15 protein-coding genes and 1 pseudogene are annotated in these 15,743 nt (G+C 64.2%); 9 read left to right on the top strand and 7 right to left on the bottom strand.

The window, feature by feature from the left end; genetic code table 11:
- Nucleotides 1-21: 21 nt before the first annotated feature.
- The 4 genes from rbfA (at nucleotide 22) to pnp (ending at nucleotide 4,466) form a co-directional block, all read left to right on the top strand.
- The gene (gene rbfA, locus QA642_RS00250) at nucleotides 22-453 is read left to right on the top strand and encodes a 30S ribosome-binding factor RbfA (RefSeq protein ID WP_283082864.1); all 432 of its coding nucleotides are present in this window, start codon (nucleotides 22-24) and stop codon (nucleotides 451-453) included.
- The gene (gene truB, locus QA642_RS00255; RefSeq protein WP_283082865.1) at nucleotides 450-1,568 is read left to right on the top strand and encodes a tRNA pseudouridine(55) synthase TruB; all 1,119 of its coding nucleotides are present in this window, start codon (nucleotides 450-452) and stop codon (nucleotides 1,566-1,568) included. Before rbfA ends, truB begins: the two co-directional genes overlap by 4 nt.
- A 2-nt stretch (nucleotides 1,569-1,570) precedes the next feature.
- Nucleotides 1,571-1,840: a 30S ribosomal protein S15 gene (gene rpsO / locus QA642_RS00260; protein ID WP_008540131.1), complete on the top strand. Its 270-nt coding sequence runs from the start codon at nucleotides 1,571-1,573 to the stop codon at nucleotides 1,838-1,840.
- A 463-nt stretch (nucleotides 1,841-2,303) separates the two neighbouring features.
- Nucleotides 2,304-4,466 carry a polyribonucleotide nucleotidyltransferase gene (gene pnp, locus QA642_RS00265; RefSeq protein WP_283082866.1) on the top strand — a complete coding sequence of 721 codons (2,163 nt, stop codon included), beginning with the start codon at nucleotides 2,304-2,306 and terminating at the stop codon, nucleotides 4,464-4,466.
- Nucleotides 4,467-4,585: 119 nt separating this feature from the next.
- On the opposite strand, the gene katG is transcribed toward pnp, so the two are convergent.
- Nucleotides 4,586-6,751, bottom strand: a complete 2,166-nt coding sequence (gene katG / locus QA642_RS00270; RefSeq protein WP_283082867.1) for a catalase/peroxidase HPI — start codon at nucleotides 6,749-6,751, stop codon at nucleotides 4,586-4,588.
- Nucleotides 6,752-6,865: 114 nt separating this feature from the next.
- Between katG and QA642_RS00275 the strand changes: the two genes are divergently transcribed.
- The 3 genes from QA642_RS00275 to QA642_RS00285 all read left to right on the top strand — a co-directional run bounded on the left by QA642_RS00275 (nucleotide 6,866) and on the right by QA642_RS00285 (nucleotide 8,925).
- Nucleotides 6,866-7,792 carry a hydrogen peroxide-inducible genes activator gene (locus tag QA642_RS00275; RefSeq protein ID WP_283082868.1) on the top strand — a complete coding sequence of 309 codons (927 nt, stop codon included), beginning with the start codon at nucleotides 6,866-6,868 and terminating at the stop codon, nucleotides 7,790-7,792.
- Between the two features lie 78 nt (nucleotides 7,793-7,870).
- Nucleotides 7,871-8,332: a GNAT family N-acetyltransferase gene (locus QA642_RS00280; protein WP_283082869.1), complete on the top strand. Its 462-nt coding sequence runs from the start codon at nucleotides 7,871-7,873 to the stop codon at nucleotides 8,330-8,332.
- Nucleotides 8,329-8,925: a glutathione S-transferase family protein gene (locus tag QA642_RS00285; RefSeq protein ID WP_283082870.1), complete on the top strand. Its 597-nt coding sequence runs from the start codon at nucleotides 8,329-8,331 to the stop codon at nucleotides 8,923-8,925. Before QA642_RS00280 ends, QA642_RS00285 begins: the two co-directional genes overlap by 4 nt.
- 107 nt (nucleotides 8,926-9,032) lie before the next feature.
- Here QA642_RS00285 and fabI read toward each other — a convergent pair whose 3' ends face one another.
- From fabI to fabA, 3 genes are all read right to left on the bottom strand, one after another.
- Nucleotides 9,033-9,830: an enoyl-ACP reductase FabI gene (gene fabI, locus QA642_RS00290; protein ID WP_283082871.1), complete on the bottom strand. Its 798-nt coding sequence runs from the start codon at nucleotides 9,828-9,830 to the stop codon at nucleotides 9,033-9,035.
- A 138-nt stretch (nucleotides 9,831-9,968) separates the two neighbouring features.
- Nucleotides 9,969-11,192: a beta-ketoacyl-ACP synthase I gene (gene fabB, locus QA642_RS00295; RefSeq protein WP_283082872.1), complete on the bottom strand. Its 1,224-nt coding sequence runs from the start codon at nucleotides 11,190-11,192 to the stop codon at nucleotides 9,969-9,971.
- A gap of 39 nt (nucleotides 11,193-11,231) precedes the next feature.
- Nucleotides 11,232-11,753, bottom strand: a complete 522-nt coding sequence (fabA, locus tag QA642_RS00300; RefSeq protein WP_283082873.1) for a bifunctional 3-hydroxydecanoyl-ACP dehydratase/trans-2-decenoyl-ACP isomerase — start codon at nucleotides 11,751-11,753, stop codon at nucleotides 11,232-11,234.
- Between the two features lie 355 nt (nucleotides 11,754-12,108).
- On the opposite strand from fabA, the gene irrA reads away from it, so the two are divergent.
- Nucleotides 12,109-12,600, top strand: a complete 492-nt coding sequence (irrA, locus tag QA642_RS00305) for an iron response transcriptional regulator IrrA (RefSeq protein WP_283082874.1) — start codon at nucleotides 12,109-12,111, stop codon at nucleotides 12,598-12,600.
- 183 nt (nucleotides 12,601-12,783) lie between these two features.
- Here the strand turns inward: irrA and QA642_RS00310 are convergent, their stop codons facing one another.
- Nucleotides 12,784-13,314 carry an SH3 domain-containing protein gene (locus QA642_RS00310; protein ID WP_283082875.1) on the bottom strand — a complete coding sequence of 177 codons (531 nt, stop codon included), beginning with the start codon at nucleotides 13,312-13,314 and terminating at the stop codon, nucleotides 12,784-12,786.
- Nucleotides 13,315-13,632: 318 nt separating this feature from the next.
- Between QA642_RS00310 and QA642_RS00315 the strand changes: the two genes are divergently transcribed.
- Nucleotides 13,633-14,634, top strand: coding sequence for a D-glycerate dehydrogenase (locus tag QA642_RS00315; RefSeq protein ID WP_283082876.1), 1,002 nt, complete (start codon nucleotides 13,633-13,635; stop codon nucleotides 14,632-14,634).
- Nucleotides 14,635-14,637: 3 nt separating this feature from the next.
- Here QA642_RS00315 and QA642_RS00320 read toward each other — a convergent pair.
- A pseudogene (locus tag QA642_RS00320) lies at nucleotides 14,638-14,757 on the bottom strand (LysR family transcriptional regulator); the annotation flags it as partial.
- A 38-nt stretch (nucleotides 14,758-14,795) separates the two neighbouring features.
- On the bottom strand, nucleotides 14,796-15,599 hold the full coding sequence (moeB, locus tag QA642_RS00325; protein ID WP_283082877.1) for a molybdopterin-synthase adenylyltransferase MoeB: 804 nt from the start codon (nucleotides 15,597-15,599) through the stop codon (nucleotides 14,796-14,798).
- Nucleotides 15,600-15,743 lie beyond the last annotated feature (144 nt).

A 15,743-nucleotide genomic window follows, 5' to 3' on the forward strand; every position in this document is an offset into this window, starting at 1 on the left:
ACGACGAGGTGATTTTCGACGATGCCGCGCCACCACCAGAAGAAGAGTTCCGCGCCCGGCGGCTCGCAGCGTCAGCTGCGCGTCGGCGAGCAGGTTCGCCATGCGATGGCCGAGATTCTGGCGCAAGGCAATGTGCATGATGCGGACCTCGAAGGTCACATCATCACCGTGCCGGAGGTACGGATGTCGCCAGACCTGAAGCTCGCGACAGTCTATGTGATGCCGCTCGGTGGCCGCGACACCGAGATCGTGATCGCTGCGCTCGAGCGCAACAAGAAATTCCTGCGCGGCGAAGTCGCGCGGCGCGTTAACCTGAAATTTGCACCTGACATTCGTTTCCGCGTCGACGAGCGCTTCGACGAAGCGGAACGGATCGAGAAGCTTTTGCGAACACCTGCGGTGCAGAAGGACCTTGAACAGGATCTGGATTCGGATCGGGAAGAAGAGCAATGACGATGGACCCCGTACACGGCACGATCGGCGGCAACGATGCCGATCAGCGCGACGTGACGAAAAATAATTTTGCGGATCTCGGCGGCAATTCCCAGCCGCATCAGGAGCCGCGCCGCGTCAACAACGACCCGCGCGCCAGGCAGCAGAAGGGCAACCAGCCGCGCCGCGACCGCCGCGACGTCCACGGCTGGGTGGTGCTCGACAAGCCGATCGGCATGACCTCGACGCAGGCCGTCGCGGTGCTCAAGCGCCTGTTCAACGCCAAGCGCGCCGGACACGCCGGCACGCTCGACCCGCTCGCTTCGGGCGGCCTGCCCATTGCTCTTGGAGAGGCCACCAAGACCGTTCCCTTCGTCATGGACGGCCGCAAGCGCTATCAGTTCACGGTGTGCTGGGGCGAGGAGCGCGATACCGACGACATCGAGGGCCGCGTCACCGCGACCTCCGACCAGCGCCCGACACGGGAGGCCATCCTGGCGCTGCTGCCCCGCTTCACCGGGGTGATCGAGCAGATCCCGCCGCGCTATTCCGCGATCAAGGTCCAGGGCGAGCGGGCCTATGACCTCGCCCGCGACGGCGAGGTCGTGGAACTGGCGCCCCGCCCGGTCGAAATTCACCATTTAGCTCTTGTAGATCAACCAGATAACGACCGGGCCGTGTTCGAGGCCGAATGCGGCAAGGGCACCTATGTCCGGGCGTTGGCCCGCGATATGGGCCGGATTCTCGGCACTTTCGGCCATATCTGCGCGCTGCGGCGGACCCTGGTCGGCCCATTTGACGAAAACGACATGATTCCGCTGGATCAGTTGGAGGCTTTGTGCGATAGAGCCGCGTCCGGCGAGGGCAGCCTCGCCGACGCGCTTATGCCCGTTGAGACCGCGCTGGACGACATCCCGGCACTGGCCGTCACTCGGGCTGATGCGGCAAGGCTCCATCGGGGCCAAGCCGTTTTGTTGCGCGGACGGGATGCGCCCACTTGTAGCGGCACAGTCTATGTCACGGTGGCAGGCCGTCTTTTGGCGCTTGCTGAAGTCGGCAATGGCGAAATCATCCCCAAGCGTGTGTTCAACCTGACCGGCCTGACTGCCAGCCCCGGTCGCAACGAGAGAAATTGACGATGTCGATTGCCGCAGAACGCAAAGCGGAAGTCATCAAGACGAATGCCACCAAGGCCGGCGACACCGGCTCGCCCGAGGTTCAGGTCGCGATCCTGTCGGAACGCATCAACAACCTGACCAACCATTTCAAGACCCACGTGAAGGACAACCATTCGCGTCGCGGTCTCTTGAAGCTGGTCTCGACCCGCCGCTCGCTCCTCGACTACCTCAAGAAGAAGGACGAGGCGCGGTACAAGGCGCTGCTCGAGAAGCACAACATTCGTCGTTAAGTGTTCCTGCGCGCGCCATTGGCGCGCGTTTTCGCGTGGTTTCGAACGAAAGCACTTATTTAAAGGTTTTTGATCGAGGCTGCGTGCGCGTCGGATGCAGGCCCAAAGCGCGATAAGAATCGCACTTTGGATTGTTGTTTGAGCATGATCTTTCCGGAAAGCCCGCTTCGCACTTTTCCGGATCATGCTCGAGTGACGGCAAGCATCCGAGGCACGATCGGCGAGGACCGCGGTTCGGTGTTCGCGTTCGTGCCGACTGACAGTCCAGCAGCAATCCGGCGGCTGGGCACAACGGGCAAGGCGCCCGTATGACCCGAAAGGATGGACGCCATCCGACATCCAAAAACCATGGCAGGATCGCAGGACGCTGATCGCCCGCTTCGATCAGCGTCCCGCAATCTTGCGCATGGTTTTTGTTTTTCGAGCCGTCCCTTCTTTCGAGAACCCATGAAAGAAGACCTCTATGTTCAATAAGCATTCAGTCGAGATCGACTGGGGCGGACGCCCTCTCAAGCTCGAAACCGGCAAGATCGCGCGCCAGGCCGACGGCGCCGTCATCGCCACCTATGGCGAGACCGTGGTGCTCGCCACCGTCGTCGCGGCGAAGGCGCCGCGCGAGGGCGTCGACTTCCTGCCGCTGACCGTCGACTACCAGGAGAAGACCTACGCCGCGGGCCGCATTCCCGGCGGCTATTTCAAGCGCGAGGGTCGTCCGACCGAGAAGGAGACGCTGGTCTCCCGCCTGATCGACCGTCCGATCCGCCCGCTGTTCGTCGACGGCTGGCGCAACGAGACCCAGGTGATCGTCACCGTGCTCTCGCACGACATGGAAAACGATCCCGATATCGTCGCGATGGTCGCGGCCTCCGCTGCGCTGACGCTGTCCGGCGCGCCCTTCAAGGGCCCGATCGGCGCCGCCCGCGTCGGTTTTGCCAATGACGAATTCGTCCTCAACCCGACGCTCGACGAGATGGTCGACACCCAGCTCGACCTCGTCGTCGCCGGCACCGCCGACGCCGTGCTGATGGTGGAATCGGAAGCCAAGGAGCTCAACGAAGACGTGATGCTCGGCGCCGTGATGTTCGGCCACCGCCACTTCCAGCCGGTCATCAACGCGATCATCGATCTCGCCGAGAAGGCCGCCAAGGAGCCGCGCGAAGTCACCGTGATCGACAATTCGGCGATCGAAAAGGAAATGCTCGGCCTGATCGAGCAGGAGCTGCGCGCCGCCTACGCCATCCCGGTGAAGCAGGACCGCTATGCCGCGGTCGGCGTCGCCAAGGAAAAGGTGATGGCCCACTACTTCCCGGAGGGGCAGGAGCCGAAATACGACAAGCTGCGCGTCGCCGGCGTGTTCAAGGAGCTCGAAGCCAAGATCGTCCGCTGGAACATCCTCGACACCGGCAAGCGCATCGACGGCCGCGACGCCAAGACCGTGCGCAACATCGTCGCCGAAGTCGGCGTGCTGCCGCGCGCCCACGGCTCGGCGCTGTTCACCCGCGGTGAGACCCAGGCGATGGTCGTGACCACGCTCGGCACCGGCGAGGACGAGCAGTACATCGACGCGCTGTCCGGGACGTACAAGGAAACGTTCCTGCTGCATTACAACTTCCCGCCCTACTCGGTCGGCGAGACCGGCCGCCTCGGCGGCGCCAAGCGCCGCGAGATCGGCCACGGCAAGCTGGCCTGGCGCGCGATCCACCCGGTGCTGCCGCCGCACCACGAGTTCCCCTACACCACGCGCGTGGTGTCGGAGATCACCGAGTCCAACGGCTCCTCGTCGATGGCTTCGGTCTGCGGCGCCTCGCTCGCGCTGATGGACGCCGGCGTGCCCTTGAAGCGGCCGACCGCGGGCATCGCGATGGGCCTGATCCTCGAGGACAAGCGCTTTGCAGTGCTCTCGGACATCCTCGGTGACGAGGACCATCTCGGCGACATGGACTTCAAGGTCGCCGGCACCGAGCAAGGCATCACCTCGCTCCAGATGGACATCAAGATCGAGGGCATCACCGAGGAGATCATGCGCGTCGCCCTTGGCCAGGCCAAGGAAGGCCGCATCCACATCCTCGGCGAGATGGCCAAGGCGCTGACCGCTGCGCGCGCCGAGCTCGGCGAATACGCGCCGCGCATCGAGACCTTCAAGATCCCGACCGACAAGATCCGCGAAGTGATCGGCACCGGCGGCAAGGTGATCCGCGAGATCGTCGAGAAGACCGGCGCCAAGGTCAACATCGAGGACGACGGCACCGTGAAGGTCGCCTCCTCTGACGGCGAGGCGATGAAGGCCGCGATCAAGTGGATCAAGTCGATCGCGTCCGAGCCGGAAGTCGGCCAGATCTATGACGGCACCGTCGTCAAGGTGATGGAGTTCGGCGCCTTCGTGAACTTCTTCGGCTCCAAGGACGGCCTCGTCCACATCAGCCAGCTCGCGGCCAATCGCGTGCAGAAGACCTCCGACGTCGTCAAGGAAGGCGACAAGGTCAAGGTCAAGCTGCTCGGCTTCGACGATCGCGGCAAGACCCGCCTGTCGATGAAGGTGGTCGACCAGACCACCGGCGAGGACCTCGAGGCCAAGGACAAGGCCGCCGAGGGCGAGAAGGCCCCGCGCGAAGCGGCCGGCGAGTAAGCCTCGCCGCTGCATCAGAAACACGAAGGGCGGCCGACAGGCCGCCCTTTTTGTTTGTGTTTGATCCGGGAAAGCTGTGCCACCTCTCCCGCATGCGGGAGAGGTGGAGCGGCACCGCCTCACGCTGCGATGTCGTACCGGTCGAGGTTCATCACCTTGGTCCAGGCCTTGGCGAAGTCCTTGACGAACTTCTCCTTGGAGTCCGAGGTCGCATAGACCTCGGCGAAGGCGCGGAGCTGCGAGTGCGCGCCGAAGATGAGATCGGCGCGGGTGCCGGTCCACTTCACCGCATTGGTCTTGCGGTCGCGTGCCTCGTAGGTGCCGTCAGCCGCCGGCGTCCACTGCGCGCTCATGTCGAGCAGATTGACGAAGAAGTCGTTGCTGAGCGTACCTGCCTTGGCGGTCAGGACGCCGTGCTTCGAACCGTTCGCATTGGCACCGAGCACACGCAGGCCGCCGACCAGCACGGTCAACTCGGGGCCGGTGAGCCTCAGAAGCTGCGCGCGATCGACGAGCGCCTCTTCCTGCTGCAGGAACTGATGCTTCTTGCCCACATAGTTGCGGAAGCCATCGGCCCGGGGCTCGAGCGGCGCGAAGGACTCCGCGTCGGTCTGCTCCTGCGAGGCGTCCATGCGGCCCGGCGTGAAGCCGACCTTCACCTCGACGCCGGCATCCTTGGCGGCCTTCTCGACCGCGGCGGTGCCGCCGAGCACGATCAGGTCCGCAAGCGAGACCTTCTTCGCACCGGTGCTGAACTCCTTCTGGATCGCTTCGAGCTTGCCGAGCACCTTGGAAAGCTGGGCCGGCTGGTTCACCTCCCAATCCTTCTGCGGGGCAAGGCGGATGCGCGCACCATTGGCGCCACCGCGCTTGTCCGAGCCGCGGAACGTCGAGGCCGACGCCCAGGCGGTCGAGACCAGCTCGGAGACCGAGAGGCCCGAAGCCAGGATCTTCGTCTTCAGCGCGGCGATGTCCTGTTCGTTGGCCAGCTCGTGATCCACTGCCGGAATCCGATCCTGCCAGATCAGCGCTTCCTTCGGCACCAACGGGCCGAGATAGCGCTGGATCGGACCCATGTCGCGATGGGTCAGCTTGAACCAGGCGCGGGCAAAGGCATCCGCGAACTGATCGGGGTTTTCTAAGAAGCGACGCGAGATCTTCTCGTAGACTGGATCGAATCGCAGCGAGAGGTCCGTCGTCAGCATTCCGGGAGCGTGACGCTTCGACGAATCGTGCGCATCCGGTACCGTATTGGCGCCCGCACCACCCTTCGGCGTCCATTGGTGTGCACCACCAGGACTCTTGGTCAGTTCCCACTCATACCCGAACAAATTCCAGAAGAAATTGTTGCTCCACTTCGTCGGCGACGAGGTCCACGTCACCTCGAGACCGCTGGTGATGGCATCGCCCGCGCGGCCCGAAGCGTGCTTGCTCTTCCAGCCGAGGCCCTGATCCTCGAGTGCGCCCGCTTCCGGCTCCGGACCGACCAGCGACGGATCACCCGCGCCATGGGTCTTGCCGAAAGTATGACCACCGGCGATCAGCGCGACGGTCTCCTCGTCGTTCATCGCCATGCGGGCGAACGTCTCGCGGATGTCCTTGGCCGCCGCGACCGGATCCGGCTTGCCGTTCGGGCCTTCCGGGTTGACGTAGATGAGGCCCATCTGCACGGCGCCGAGCGGCTCGGCGAGTTGGCGTTCGCCGCTGTAGCGCTCATCGCCGAGCCAGGTGCCTTCCGGACCCCAATAGAGCTCTTCCGGCTCCCACACGTCGGCGCGGCCACCCGCAAAACCGAACGTCTTGAAGCCCATCGATTCCAGCGCGACGTTGCCGGCGAGCACCATCAGATCGGCCCAGGAAAGCTTGCGGCCGTATTTCTGCTTGATTGGCCACAGCAGCCGGCGCGCCTTGTCGAGGTTGGCGTTGTCAGGCCAGCTGTTCAGCGGCGCGAAGCGCTGCTGACCGGCACCGGCGCCGCCGCGGCCATCGGTGATGCGGTAGGTACCCGCGCTGTGCCAAGCCATGCGGATCATGAGGCCGCCATAGTGACCGAAGTCCGCGGGCCACCACTCCTGCGAATCCGTCATCAGGGCGGTCAGGTCCTTGATGACCGCATTCAGGTCGAGCGTCTTGAATTCCTTGGCATAGTCGAAGCCCTCGCCCATCGGATCGGACCGATCGGAATTCTTGTGCAGCATCTCGATGCTGAGCTGGGTCGGCCACCAGTCGCGGTTCACGCGCGTGGGTTTTCCGCCCGAAAACGGGCACTTCGAAGTGTCATCCATGATTACCTCCTCTGGTGGCGTCGAACTCGCGCCTTTGACCAGGTAGAAGCACTCTAAGCGTCGCCTCCTATCAGGGGAAGTTGACTTTAGTGATCGCTGCGATAGGATTTTCTGATGATCAATCTGACGCTGCGCCAGCTCCGCTATTTCGACGCGCTGGCGCGTCACGGTCATTTCGGCCGCGCGGCGGAGGCCTGCTCGATCTCGCAGCCGGCCTTATCTATGCAAATCAAGGAGTTGGAGGAAGCGCTCGGCGGCCTCTTGCTGGAGCGCAGCGCCCGGCAGGTGGCGCTGACCCGGTTCGGCGAGGAACTCGCCCAGCGCGTCCGCGACATTTTGCGCTCGGTCGACGAACTCGGCGATTTCGCCCGGGCGTCGCGGGACCGTTTTGCCGGCCGCCTGCGCATCGGCATGATCCCGACCATCGCGCCCTATCTGCTGCCCAAGATCACGAAAAATCTCACGCGCCTGCATCCGGAGCTCGACATTCGCGTGCGCGAGACGATGACGCCGCGGCTGATCCAGGAGCTGGTCGAGGGCCGGCTCGACACCGCCATCGTGGCGCTGCCGGTGTCGGAGCCCTCACTGACCGAGGTCGCCTTGTTCGACGAGAAATTCTTGCTGGTACGGCCGGGCTCCGATGAAGGCACCCCGGTGCCGTCACGCGAGATGATGCGGGAGATGCGGCTGCTGCTGCTCGAGGAGGGACACTGCTTCCGCGACCAGGCGCTGTCCTTCTGCAACATGCAATCGGCGCCACCGCGCGAGATGCTGGATGCGAATTCGCTGTCGACGCTGGTCCAGATGGTCAGCGCCGGCATCGGCGTCACACTCATTCCGGAGATGGCGGTGCCGGTGGAGACACGATCGGCCTCGGTCTCGCTGGCGCGCTTTCGCGACCCGCAGCCCTCGCGCACCATCGGCATGGTCTGGCGCAAGACCAGCCCGCTCGCGCGCCAGCTCCTGCAAATCTCCGAGGTGGTGTGCCTGTCGGCCGGCAAGGCGCGTCCGAAGCAAGCCGTGCGCAGCCAACGGGCCTGAAGCCGGAATTTTTCGAGACAGTCGGGATCATTCAAGTGACCTCCCGTGCATGGCGGGCCGATCGAACCGAGAGTACCGATGCCTGATCCGATCATCCGCCCCGCCCGCACCGACGAATATGACGAGATCGGCCGCGTCTGGATGGAGAGCTGGGTCTCGACCGGTCTCGCCGAAGCCAGCGACTTCCTGCTGGCGAACCTGCGCGCCCGGATCCGGCGCGAGATCGAGAACGGCTGGAGCCTGTACGTCGCCGACGACAACGGCACCATCGCCGCGATGCTGGCGCTGCATCTGCCAAAGCTCTATCTCGACATGCTGTTCGTCGGACCTGCATATCAGGGACAGTCACTCGGGCGGAAGCTGCTCGCCTTTACGCGCACGCAAATGCCAGACGAAATGTACCTGCGTTGCGTTCGTGAGAACGAAAAGGCCTGGCGCTGGTATGAGCGCGAAGGTTTTGTGTTCGAGAAGGAAGAGGTCGAACCGTCGAACGGGTTCATGATGAAATACTATCGGTGGAAGAAGGGAATCCCGCCATGATCAAGCTCTATTGGTCGCCACGCTCGCGCTCGTTCACGACGCTTTGGCTGATGGAAGAGAGCAGCCTTCCCTATGAGCGCGTGCTGACCGACATCTCGACCGGCGCGCAGAAGGCGCCGGACTATCTGAAGATCAATCCGATGGGCAAGGTGCCGGCGCTGACCGACGGCGATGCCGCGCTCGGCGAAGCCGCGGCGATCTGCGCCTACGTCGCCGACCGCTATCCCGAGACCAAGCTCGCGCCCGCTGTGACCGATCCGCGCCGCGCGCGCTATCTGCAATGGCTGTTCTTCTCGCCGGGCTGCATCGAGCCCGCCATCATCCAGATCTTCACCAAGATCGAGATCCCGACCTCGACCGCGGCGTGGGGCAGCGCGACGCAGGTGTTCGACGTGCTGGAGGTCGCGCTCGACAAGGGCCCGTGGATTCTCGGCGAGGATTTTTCCGCCGCCGACGTCACGGTGGGCTCGGGCCTGAATTTTGCGGTGCGCCTGTTCAAGATGGTGCCGTCGCGGCCGGCGTTCGATGCCTATTTGGCCCGCTGCATGGCGCGGCCGGCATTCCAGCGCGCGGAGAAGATCGCGGCGGGTTGAAGCGGATCTCGTAGGGTGGGCAAAGCGGAGCGTGCCCACCATCTGCAATTATTGAGAGATGGTGGGCACGTCGCTTGCGCTCCTTTGCCCACCCTACGGAATCGTGTCTATTCCGCCTTCAGATCGTCCGGCCTCGGCATCAACACGATGTTGTAGCCGGAATCGACATAGTGAATTTCGCCGGTCACGCCGCCCGACAGATCCGACAGCAGATACAGCGCCGAACCGCCGAGCTCGTCGAGCGTGACGCCGCGGCGGAGCGGCGAATGCTTCTGCATGAAGGCAAACATCGCGCGCGCCTCGCCAATGCCGGAGCCGGCGAGCGTGCGGATGGGGCCGGCGGAGATCGCGTTGACGCGGATGCCGCGCGGTCCGAAATCGGAGGCGAGGTAACGCACCGAGGCTTCCAGCGCCGCCTTGGCCACGCCCATGACGTTGTAATTCGGCATCGCACGCTCCGAGGCACCGAAGGTCAGCGTGATCATGCTGCCGCCCTCGGACATGAGCTCGGCCGCGCGCTTGGCCACCTCCGTGAACGAGAAGCAGGAGATCACCATGGTGCGCGAAAAGTTCTCGCGGCTGGTGTCGGCGTAGCGGCCCTTCAGCTCGTTCTTGTCGGCAAAGCCGATCGCATGGATCACGAAGTCGAGCTTGCCCCACTTTTCGCGGAGTGCCGCGAAGGTCGCATCGACGCTGGCGATGTCCTCGACATCGCAGGGCAGCACCAGGTCGACACCAAGCTGCTCCGCCAGCGGCTTGACGCGCTTGCCGAGGGCTTCGCCCTGGAAGGTGAAGGCGAGCTCGGCGCCGTGGGCATGCAGCGTCTTCGCCATGCCCCAGGCGATCGAATGATCATTGGCGATGCCCATGATCAGACCGCGCTTGCCTTTCATCAAACCTTCCATTGCCGAGCGGCTCCTATCATTCCGATGTCATCGCCCGCGCAGGCGGGCGATCCAGTATTGTAGAGACAGCAGTTATAGGCCGAGATGCCACGGCGTACTGGATGCCCCGCCTTCGCGGGGCATGACGGCGTGCTGGGATCACACATCCAGCCGGCTGAACACCAGCGTGGCGTTGGTGCCGCCGAAACCGAACGAGTTCGACAGCACGGTGCCGATCTTGGCATTGTCGATGCGCTTGCGCACGATCGGCATGTCGGCAAACACCGGATCGAGCTCCTGGATGTGCGCACTCTCGCAGATGAAGCCGTTGTTCATCATCAGCAGCGAGTAGATCGCTTCCTGCACGCCGGTCGCGCCGAGCGAGTGGCCGGTCAGCGCCTTGGTCGCCGAGATCGGCGGGCACCTCTCACCGGCGCCGAACACGCGGCGGAGCGCATCGATTTCCGGCGGGTCGCCTGCTGGCGTCGAGGTCGCGTGCGGATTGATGTAGTCGACCTTGGTCTTCACCGTCGACATCGCCATGCGCATGCAGCGCTCGGCGCCTTCGCCTGAGGGCGCGACCATGTCGTAGCCGTCAGACGTTGCGCCATAGCCGACGATCTCGCCGTAAATGCGCGCGCCGCGCGCCTTGGCATGCTCGAGCTCTTCCAGGACGAGGACTCCCGCGCCGCCGGCAATGACAAAACCGTCGCGGTTGAGGTCGTAGGGGCGCGAGGCGGTGGCGGGCGTGTCGTTGTATTTCGAGGACATCGCGCCCATGGCGTCGAACAGCACCGACAGCGACCAGTCGAGCTCCTCGCAGCCGCCGGCGAAGATGACGTCCTGCTTGCCGATCTGGATCGTCTCATAGGCGTTGCCGACGCAGTGGTTCGACGTCGCGCAGGCCGAGGAGATCGAATAGTTCACGCCCTTGATCTTGAACCAGGTCGCAAGCGTTGCCGACGCCGTGGACGACATCGCCTTCGGCACTGCGAACGGACCGACGCGCTTCGGGCCCTTGGTGCGGGTGATGTCGGCGGATTCGACGATGGTACGCGCCGAGGGGCCGCCGGAGCCCATGATGATGCCGGTGCGGATGTTGGAGACTTCCTCAGGCGACAGGCCGGAGTCCTGGATCGCCTGCTCCATCGCGACGTGATTCCACGCCGCGCCCTGGCCGAGGAAACGCATCGCACGCCGGTCGACCACCGTCGAAGGATCGAGGGTCGGCGCACCCGCGACCTGCGACCTGAAGCCGAGTTCGGCATATTTCTCAGCCCGCGAAATGCCCGACCTCGCCTCGTGAAGGCTCGCAAGCACTTCCTGGGTGTTGTTTCCGATGGACGAGACGATGCCCATCCCGGTGACCACAACCCGCCTCATGACAGCCTCGCCTTAATCGTTGTCTTCTTGCTAATGCGCTCAGCCCAGGCTCGTGCCCTGCTTGAACAGGCCGACCTTCAGTTCCTTGGCGCGATAAATAATCTGGTCATCGACCGAAAGCCACCCGTCGGCGATACCGAGCACCAGCTTTGAACGCATCACGCGTTTGATATCGACGTTGTACACAACCTTGCGGGCCTCGGGCAGCACTTGGCCGCCGAACTTCAATTCGCTGAGGCCAAGCGCACGGCCGCGACCTTCGCCGCCGACCCAACCCAGATAGAAGCCGACCATTTGCCACAGCGCATCGAGGCCGAGGCAGCCCGGCATCACCGAATCGTTCTTGAAGTGGCAGCCGAAGAACCAGAGATCGGGCTTCACGTCGAGCTCGGCGCGGACCAGGCCCTTGCCGTACTCGCCGCCGGTTTCACTAATTTCCGTGATGCGGTCGAACATCAGCATCGGCGGCAACGGCAGCTGGGCATTGCCCGGACCGAACATCTCGCCGCGGGCACATGCCAGCAGATCTTCGTATTCGTAACCGTTGCGCTTGTTCAGCATGCACGAGCCTCTGTTCTAATCCCGATTGAGCGGCGTTTTTTGGCGAAAATGGGCCCCGTCGCGATCGGAGAGCAACGCCAATTGCCACCGTCGGGCGCCGTTCCCGCAAGGCCGCCCAGAATGGACTGCGGGCCGGGCTTCCACGCCTGACCGCGCCAAAATTGGCTAGCGGAACCGCGCGCTCTCTAACACAGGCCATTTCGGTGGCAAAGCGCTGTCATGAAGGTAAAATGACGGGTGTCCTCGCCCAGTTCCAAGGTTAATTAGAAGCTCTCTAGTTGCGAGAAACTTGCATCTGCATCTATCTGTCCATATATTGCAGATAGATAGTGTCAATGCGTGCCGAAATCTGGAAATGAGCGAGAATACACCGCATCATCAAGACGACGATGCCCACACGGCGGCCCTTCTGTCCGGCCGCCAGCCGGCGCTGACCGGCTGTCCGTGGCACGACGTTAACGAAATGCTTCAGTCGGCCGGCCTTCGCCCGACGCGTCAGCGCATGGCGCTCGGCTGGCTGCTGTTCGGCAAGGGCGCGCGCCACCTTACGGCTGAAATGCTCTACGAGGAAGCGACCCTCGCCAAGGTTCCGGTGTCGCTGGCGACCGTCTACAACACGCTGAACCAGCTGACCGATGCCGGCCTGCTCCGCCAGGTCAGCGTCGACGGCACCAAGACCTATTTCGACACCAACGTCACGACCCACCACCATTATTACCTCGAGAACAGCCATGAGCTGGTCGACATCGAGGATCCGCATCTGGCGCTGTCCAAGATGCCGGAGGTGCCGGAGGGTTACGAGATCGCCCGCATCGACATGGTCGTGCGGCTGCGCAAGAAGCGCTGAGATCGTCCTAAGATCGGATTGAGATCGTCATGGCCGGGCTTGTCCCGGCCATCCACGTTCTTAGGGCGAGCGCGGAAGCGCGTGGATGCCCGGGACATAGGCGAGCGGAAGCGACGCCGTCCTTCGGACGGCTATGCCCCGGCATGACGGTGGAGGCAGCGGCCTTACCAAACCGCCTTCGGGTCAATTCACTTGCTCGTCCGAATAGACGCCCCAGAGGCGTTCCTGCTGGATCCAGCCGTCAAAACCGTTGCCGGTGACGCGGCACCAGCTTGCTACACACTTCTTGACCTGCGTGACGACGCCGGCCTGGAGCCTTGCTGCAACCGCACTGTCGGGATCGGCGCGATCGTAGATCGGCGCCAGGTCGTCCTTGTGCTTCATGGTGACGACCGCGGTGCGGCGGCCCGACAGCAGCGAATGATAGACCCAGCCCTCGGCGCCCTCGGAATCACGCACCCGGCGCCAGTTCTCGAACTCGGCGGTGATTTCGACCGGCAGGCCGGCGCGGGTATAGACCCAGGCGACGTCATTGTCCTTGGTCGGACCGGCGCGGACGTTGACGTGGTCGGACTTCAGGCTGACATAGCGCGGCACGGGCAGCCCGCTGGCGGTCTGGGGCGTGTTGTCCTTGGCCGAATGCGAGGGACCGACCGAGGCGCCCAACCAGGTGCAAACGAGGGCCATCACCGAACAAAAACGCCCCAACGCCATCAACCCGTCTCCTGTCGAAGACCCGGCCCGGCCGGATCCTCACGCCAAATTGCAATCTCTGCCGTGCACCCCGCCCGCCCCACGCGGGTGTTCCCGAAGCTGACCCGTGGTTCTTGTCTTGGCCCGGCCTTCTGCTAGAGAGGACGGGCACTTGAACAACCAGTTTGCCCCGATTTTCCGGCCGGAAATGTCGGGAGAGCTTGAAGGAAACGCCGGGGACGACACGGCAAGGGCAGTGTCGAACAACCGGGTTAATGAGGCCTGAACGGCCGGCCTTTGGTGACAGAGGCGGCAGCCAGCGCCTCATGAGGGCAGGACATGTCGGTGAAGAAAAAGCCCCTCGTCGTGGTGACGCGCAAGCTGCCGGACTCGATCGAGACGCGGATGCGCGAGCTGTTCGACGCGCGGATCAATCTCGACGACACGCCGATGTCGGCCGAGCAGCTCGCGGAAGCCGCGCGCACCGCCGACGTGCTGGTTCCAACCGTCACCGACCACATCACCGCCGACATCGTCAACCAGCCGGACTGCAAGCTCCGCCTGATCGCCAATTTCGGCAACGGCGTCGACAATATCGACGTCGAGGCCGCCCATGCCCGCGGTATCACCGTCACCAATACGCCGAAGGTTCTGACCGAGGACACCGCCGACATGACGATGGCGCTGATCCTGGCCGTGCCGCGCCGGATGATCGAAGGCGCCTCGATCCTGACGGAAGGAAAGCCCTGGCCGGGCTGGTCGCCGACCTGGATGCTTGGCCACCGCATCGGGGGAAAACGTCTCGGCATCATCGGCATGGGCCGCATCGGCCAGGCGGTGGCGCGCCGCGCCCGCGCCTTCGGCCTTCAGATCCACTATCACAACCGCCGTCCCGTCGCGCCGAAGATCGCCGAGGAGCTGGGCGCGACCTATTGGGAAAGCCTCGACCAGATGCTGGCGCGGATGGACATCATCTCAGTGAACTGCCCGCATACGCCGGCGACCTATCACCTGCTCTCGGCGCGCCGGCTGAAGCTGATCCGCAAGGACGCCTACATCGTCAACACCGCGCGCGGCGAGGTCACCGACGAGGACACGCTGATCAAGCTGATCGAAGGCGGCGAGATCGGCGGCGCCGGCCTCGACGTCTACGAGCATGAGCCTGCGGTCAATCCAAAGCTGGTGCGGCTCGCCAAGGCCGGCAAGGTGACGCTGCTGCCGCATATGGGCTCGGCCACCATCGAAGGCCGCGTCGAGATGGGCGAGAAGGTGATCATCAACATCCGCACCTTCCTCGACGCCCACAAGCCGCCGGATCGCGTGCTGCCGAGCATGCTTTGAGATTTACTTCCCGCGCCCTTCGCGCTTGCGCCAGTCCGCGACGAAATCGATGAAGGCGCGCAGCGCGGGCGGCGTTTGTCGGCGGCTCGGGTAATACAGGAACGGGCCCGGAAACGGCTCGCACCGCACCGGACTTCACGGCGACGAGGTAGCGCCAGCAATCAGGTGCGATGAGCGCTGAGGTCGGTGATCACAGGCCCGTCGCCATTGAGCGGATTGGCGGGATCGCGCGCGTAACGCAGCGTCTCGAAGCGCATCGCGCGCGCATCGATCATCAGGAGGCGGCCGATAAGGCCGTCGCCGAAGCCGACGATCTCGCGGATCGCCTCCAGCGCCATCATCGAGCCAAGCACGCCGGCGAGCGCGCCCATGACGCCGGCTTCCGCGCAGGCCGGCACGGTACCGGGCGGCGGCGCTTCCGGAAACAGGCAGCGATAGGTCGGGTTGAACTCGCCCTGCTCATTCCTCTCATGCGCGCGGATGGTGGTGAGCGAGCCGTCGAAGGTGCCGAGCGCCGCCGTGATCAGCGGCCGCTTCGCGAAGAAGCAGGCGTCGGAGACGAGATAGCGCGTCGAGAAATTGTCGGAGCCGTCGAGCACGAGGTCGTAGTCGCCGATCAGCGAGAGCGCATTGTCGGCATTGAGCCAGGTAGCGTGACCGACGAAGCGGACATGCGGATTGAGCGCGGCGATCCGTTCCGCCGCACTCTCGACCTTGTGCCGGCCGATATCGGGCGTGGTGTGGATCACCTGGCGCTGCAGGTTCGACAGCGAGACCACGTCGTCATCGACCACGCCGAGCGTGCCGACGCCAGCCGCAGCCAGATACATCAAAGCGGGCGCGCCGAGCCCGCCGGCGCCGATCACCAGCACGGAGGCGCGCTTCAACGCAGCCTGGCCGGGACCACCGACATCGCGCAGCACGATGTGGCGGGCGTAGCGTTCGAGTTCGTCCGGGCTCAGCATCCTTCGTTCCTCTCAACCCTCACGGTGAGGAGGCGCCAACGGCTCCTCAGGATGAGGGTTTGGCCCTTATTGCAGGCCTGAACCACCCCAACATTGTTCGCGACCAACGAGATGTGCTTCAATGCCATGGCGTTCAATGGGCTG

The sequence above is a fragment of the Bradyrhizobium sp. CB2312 genome (assembly GCF_029714425.1).
Lineage (GTDB): Bacteria > Pseudomonadota > Alphaproteobacteria > Rhizobiales > Xanthobacteraceae > Bradyrhizobium.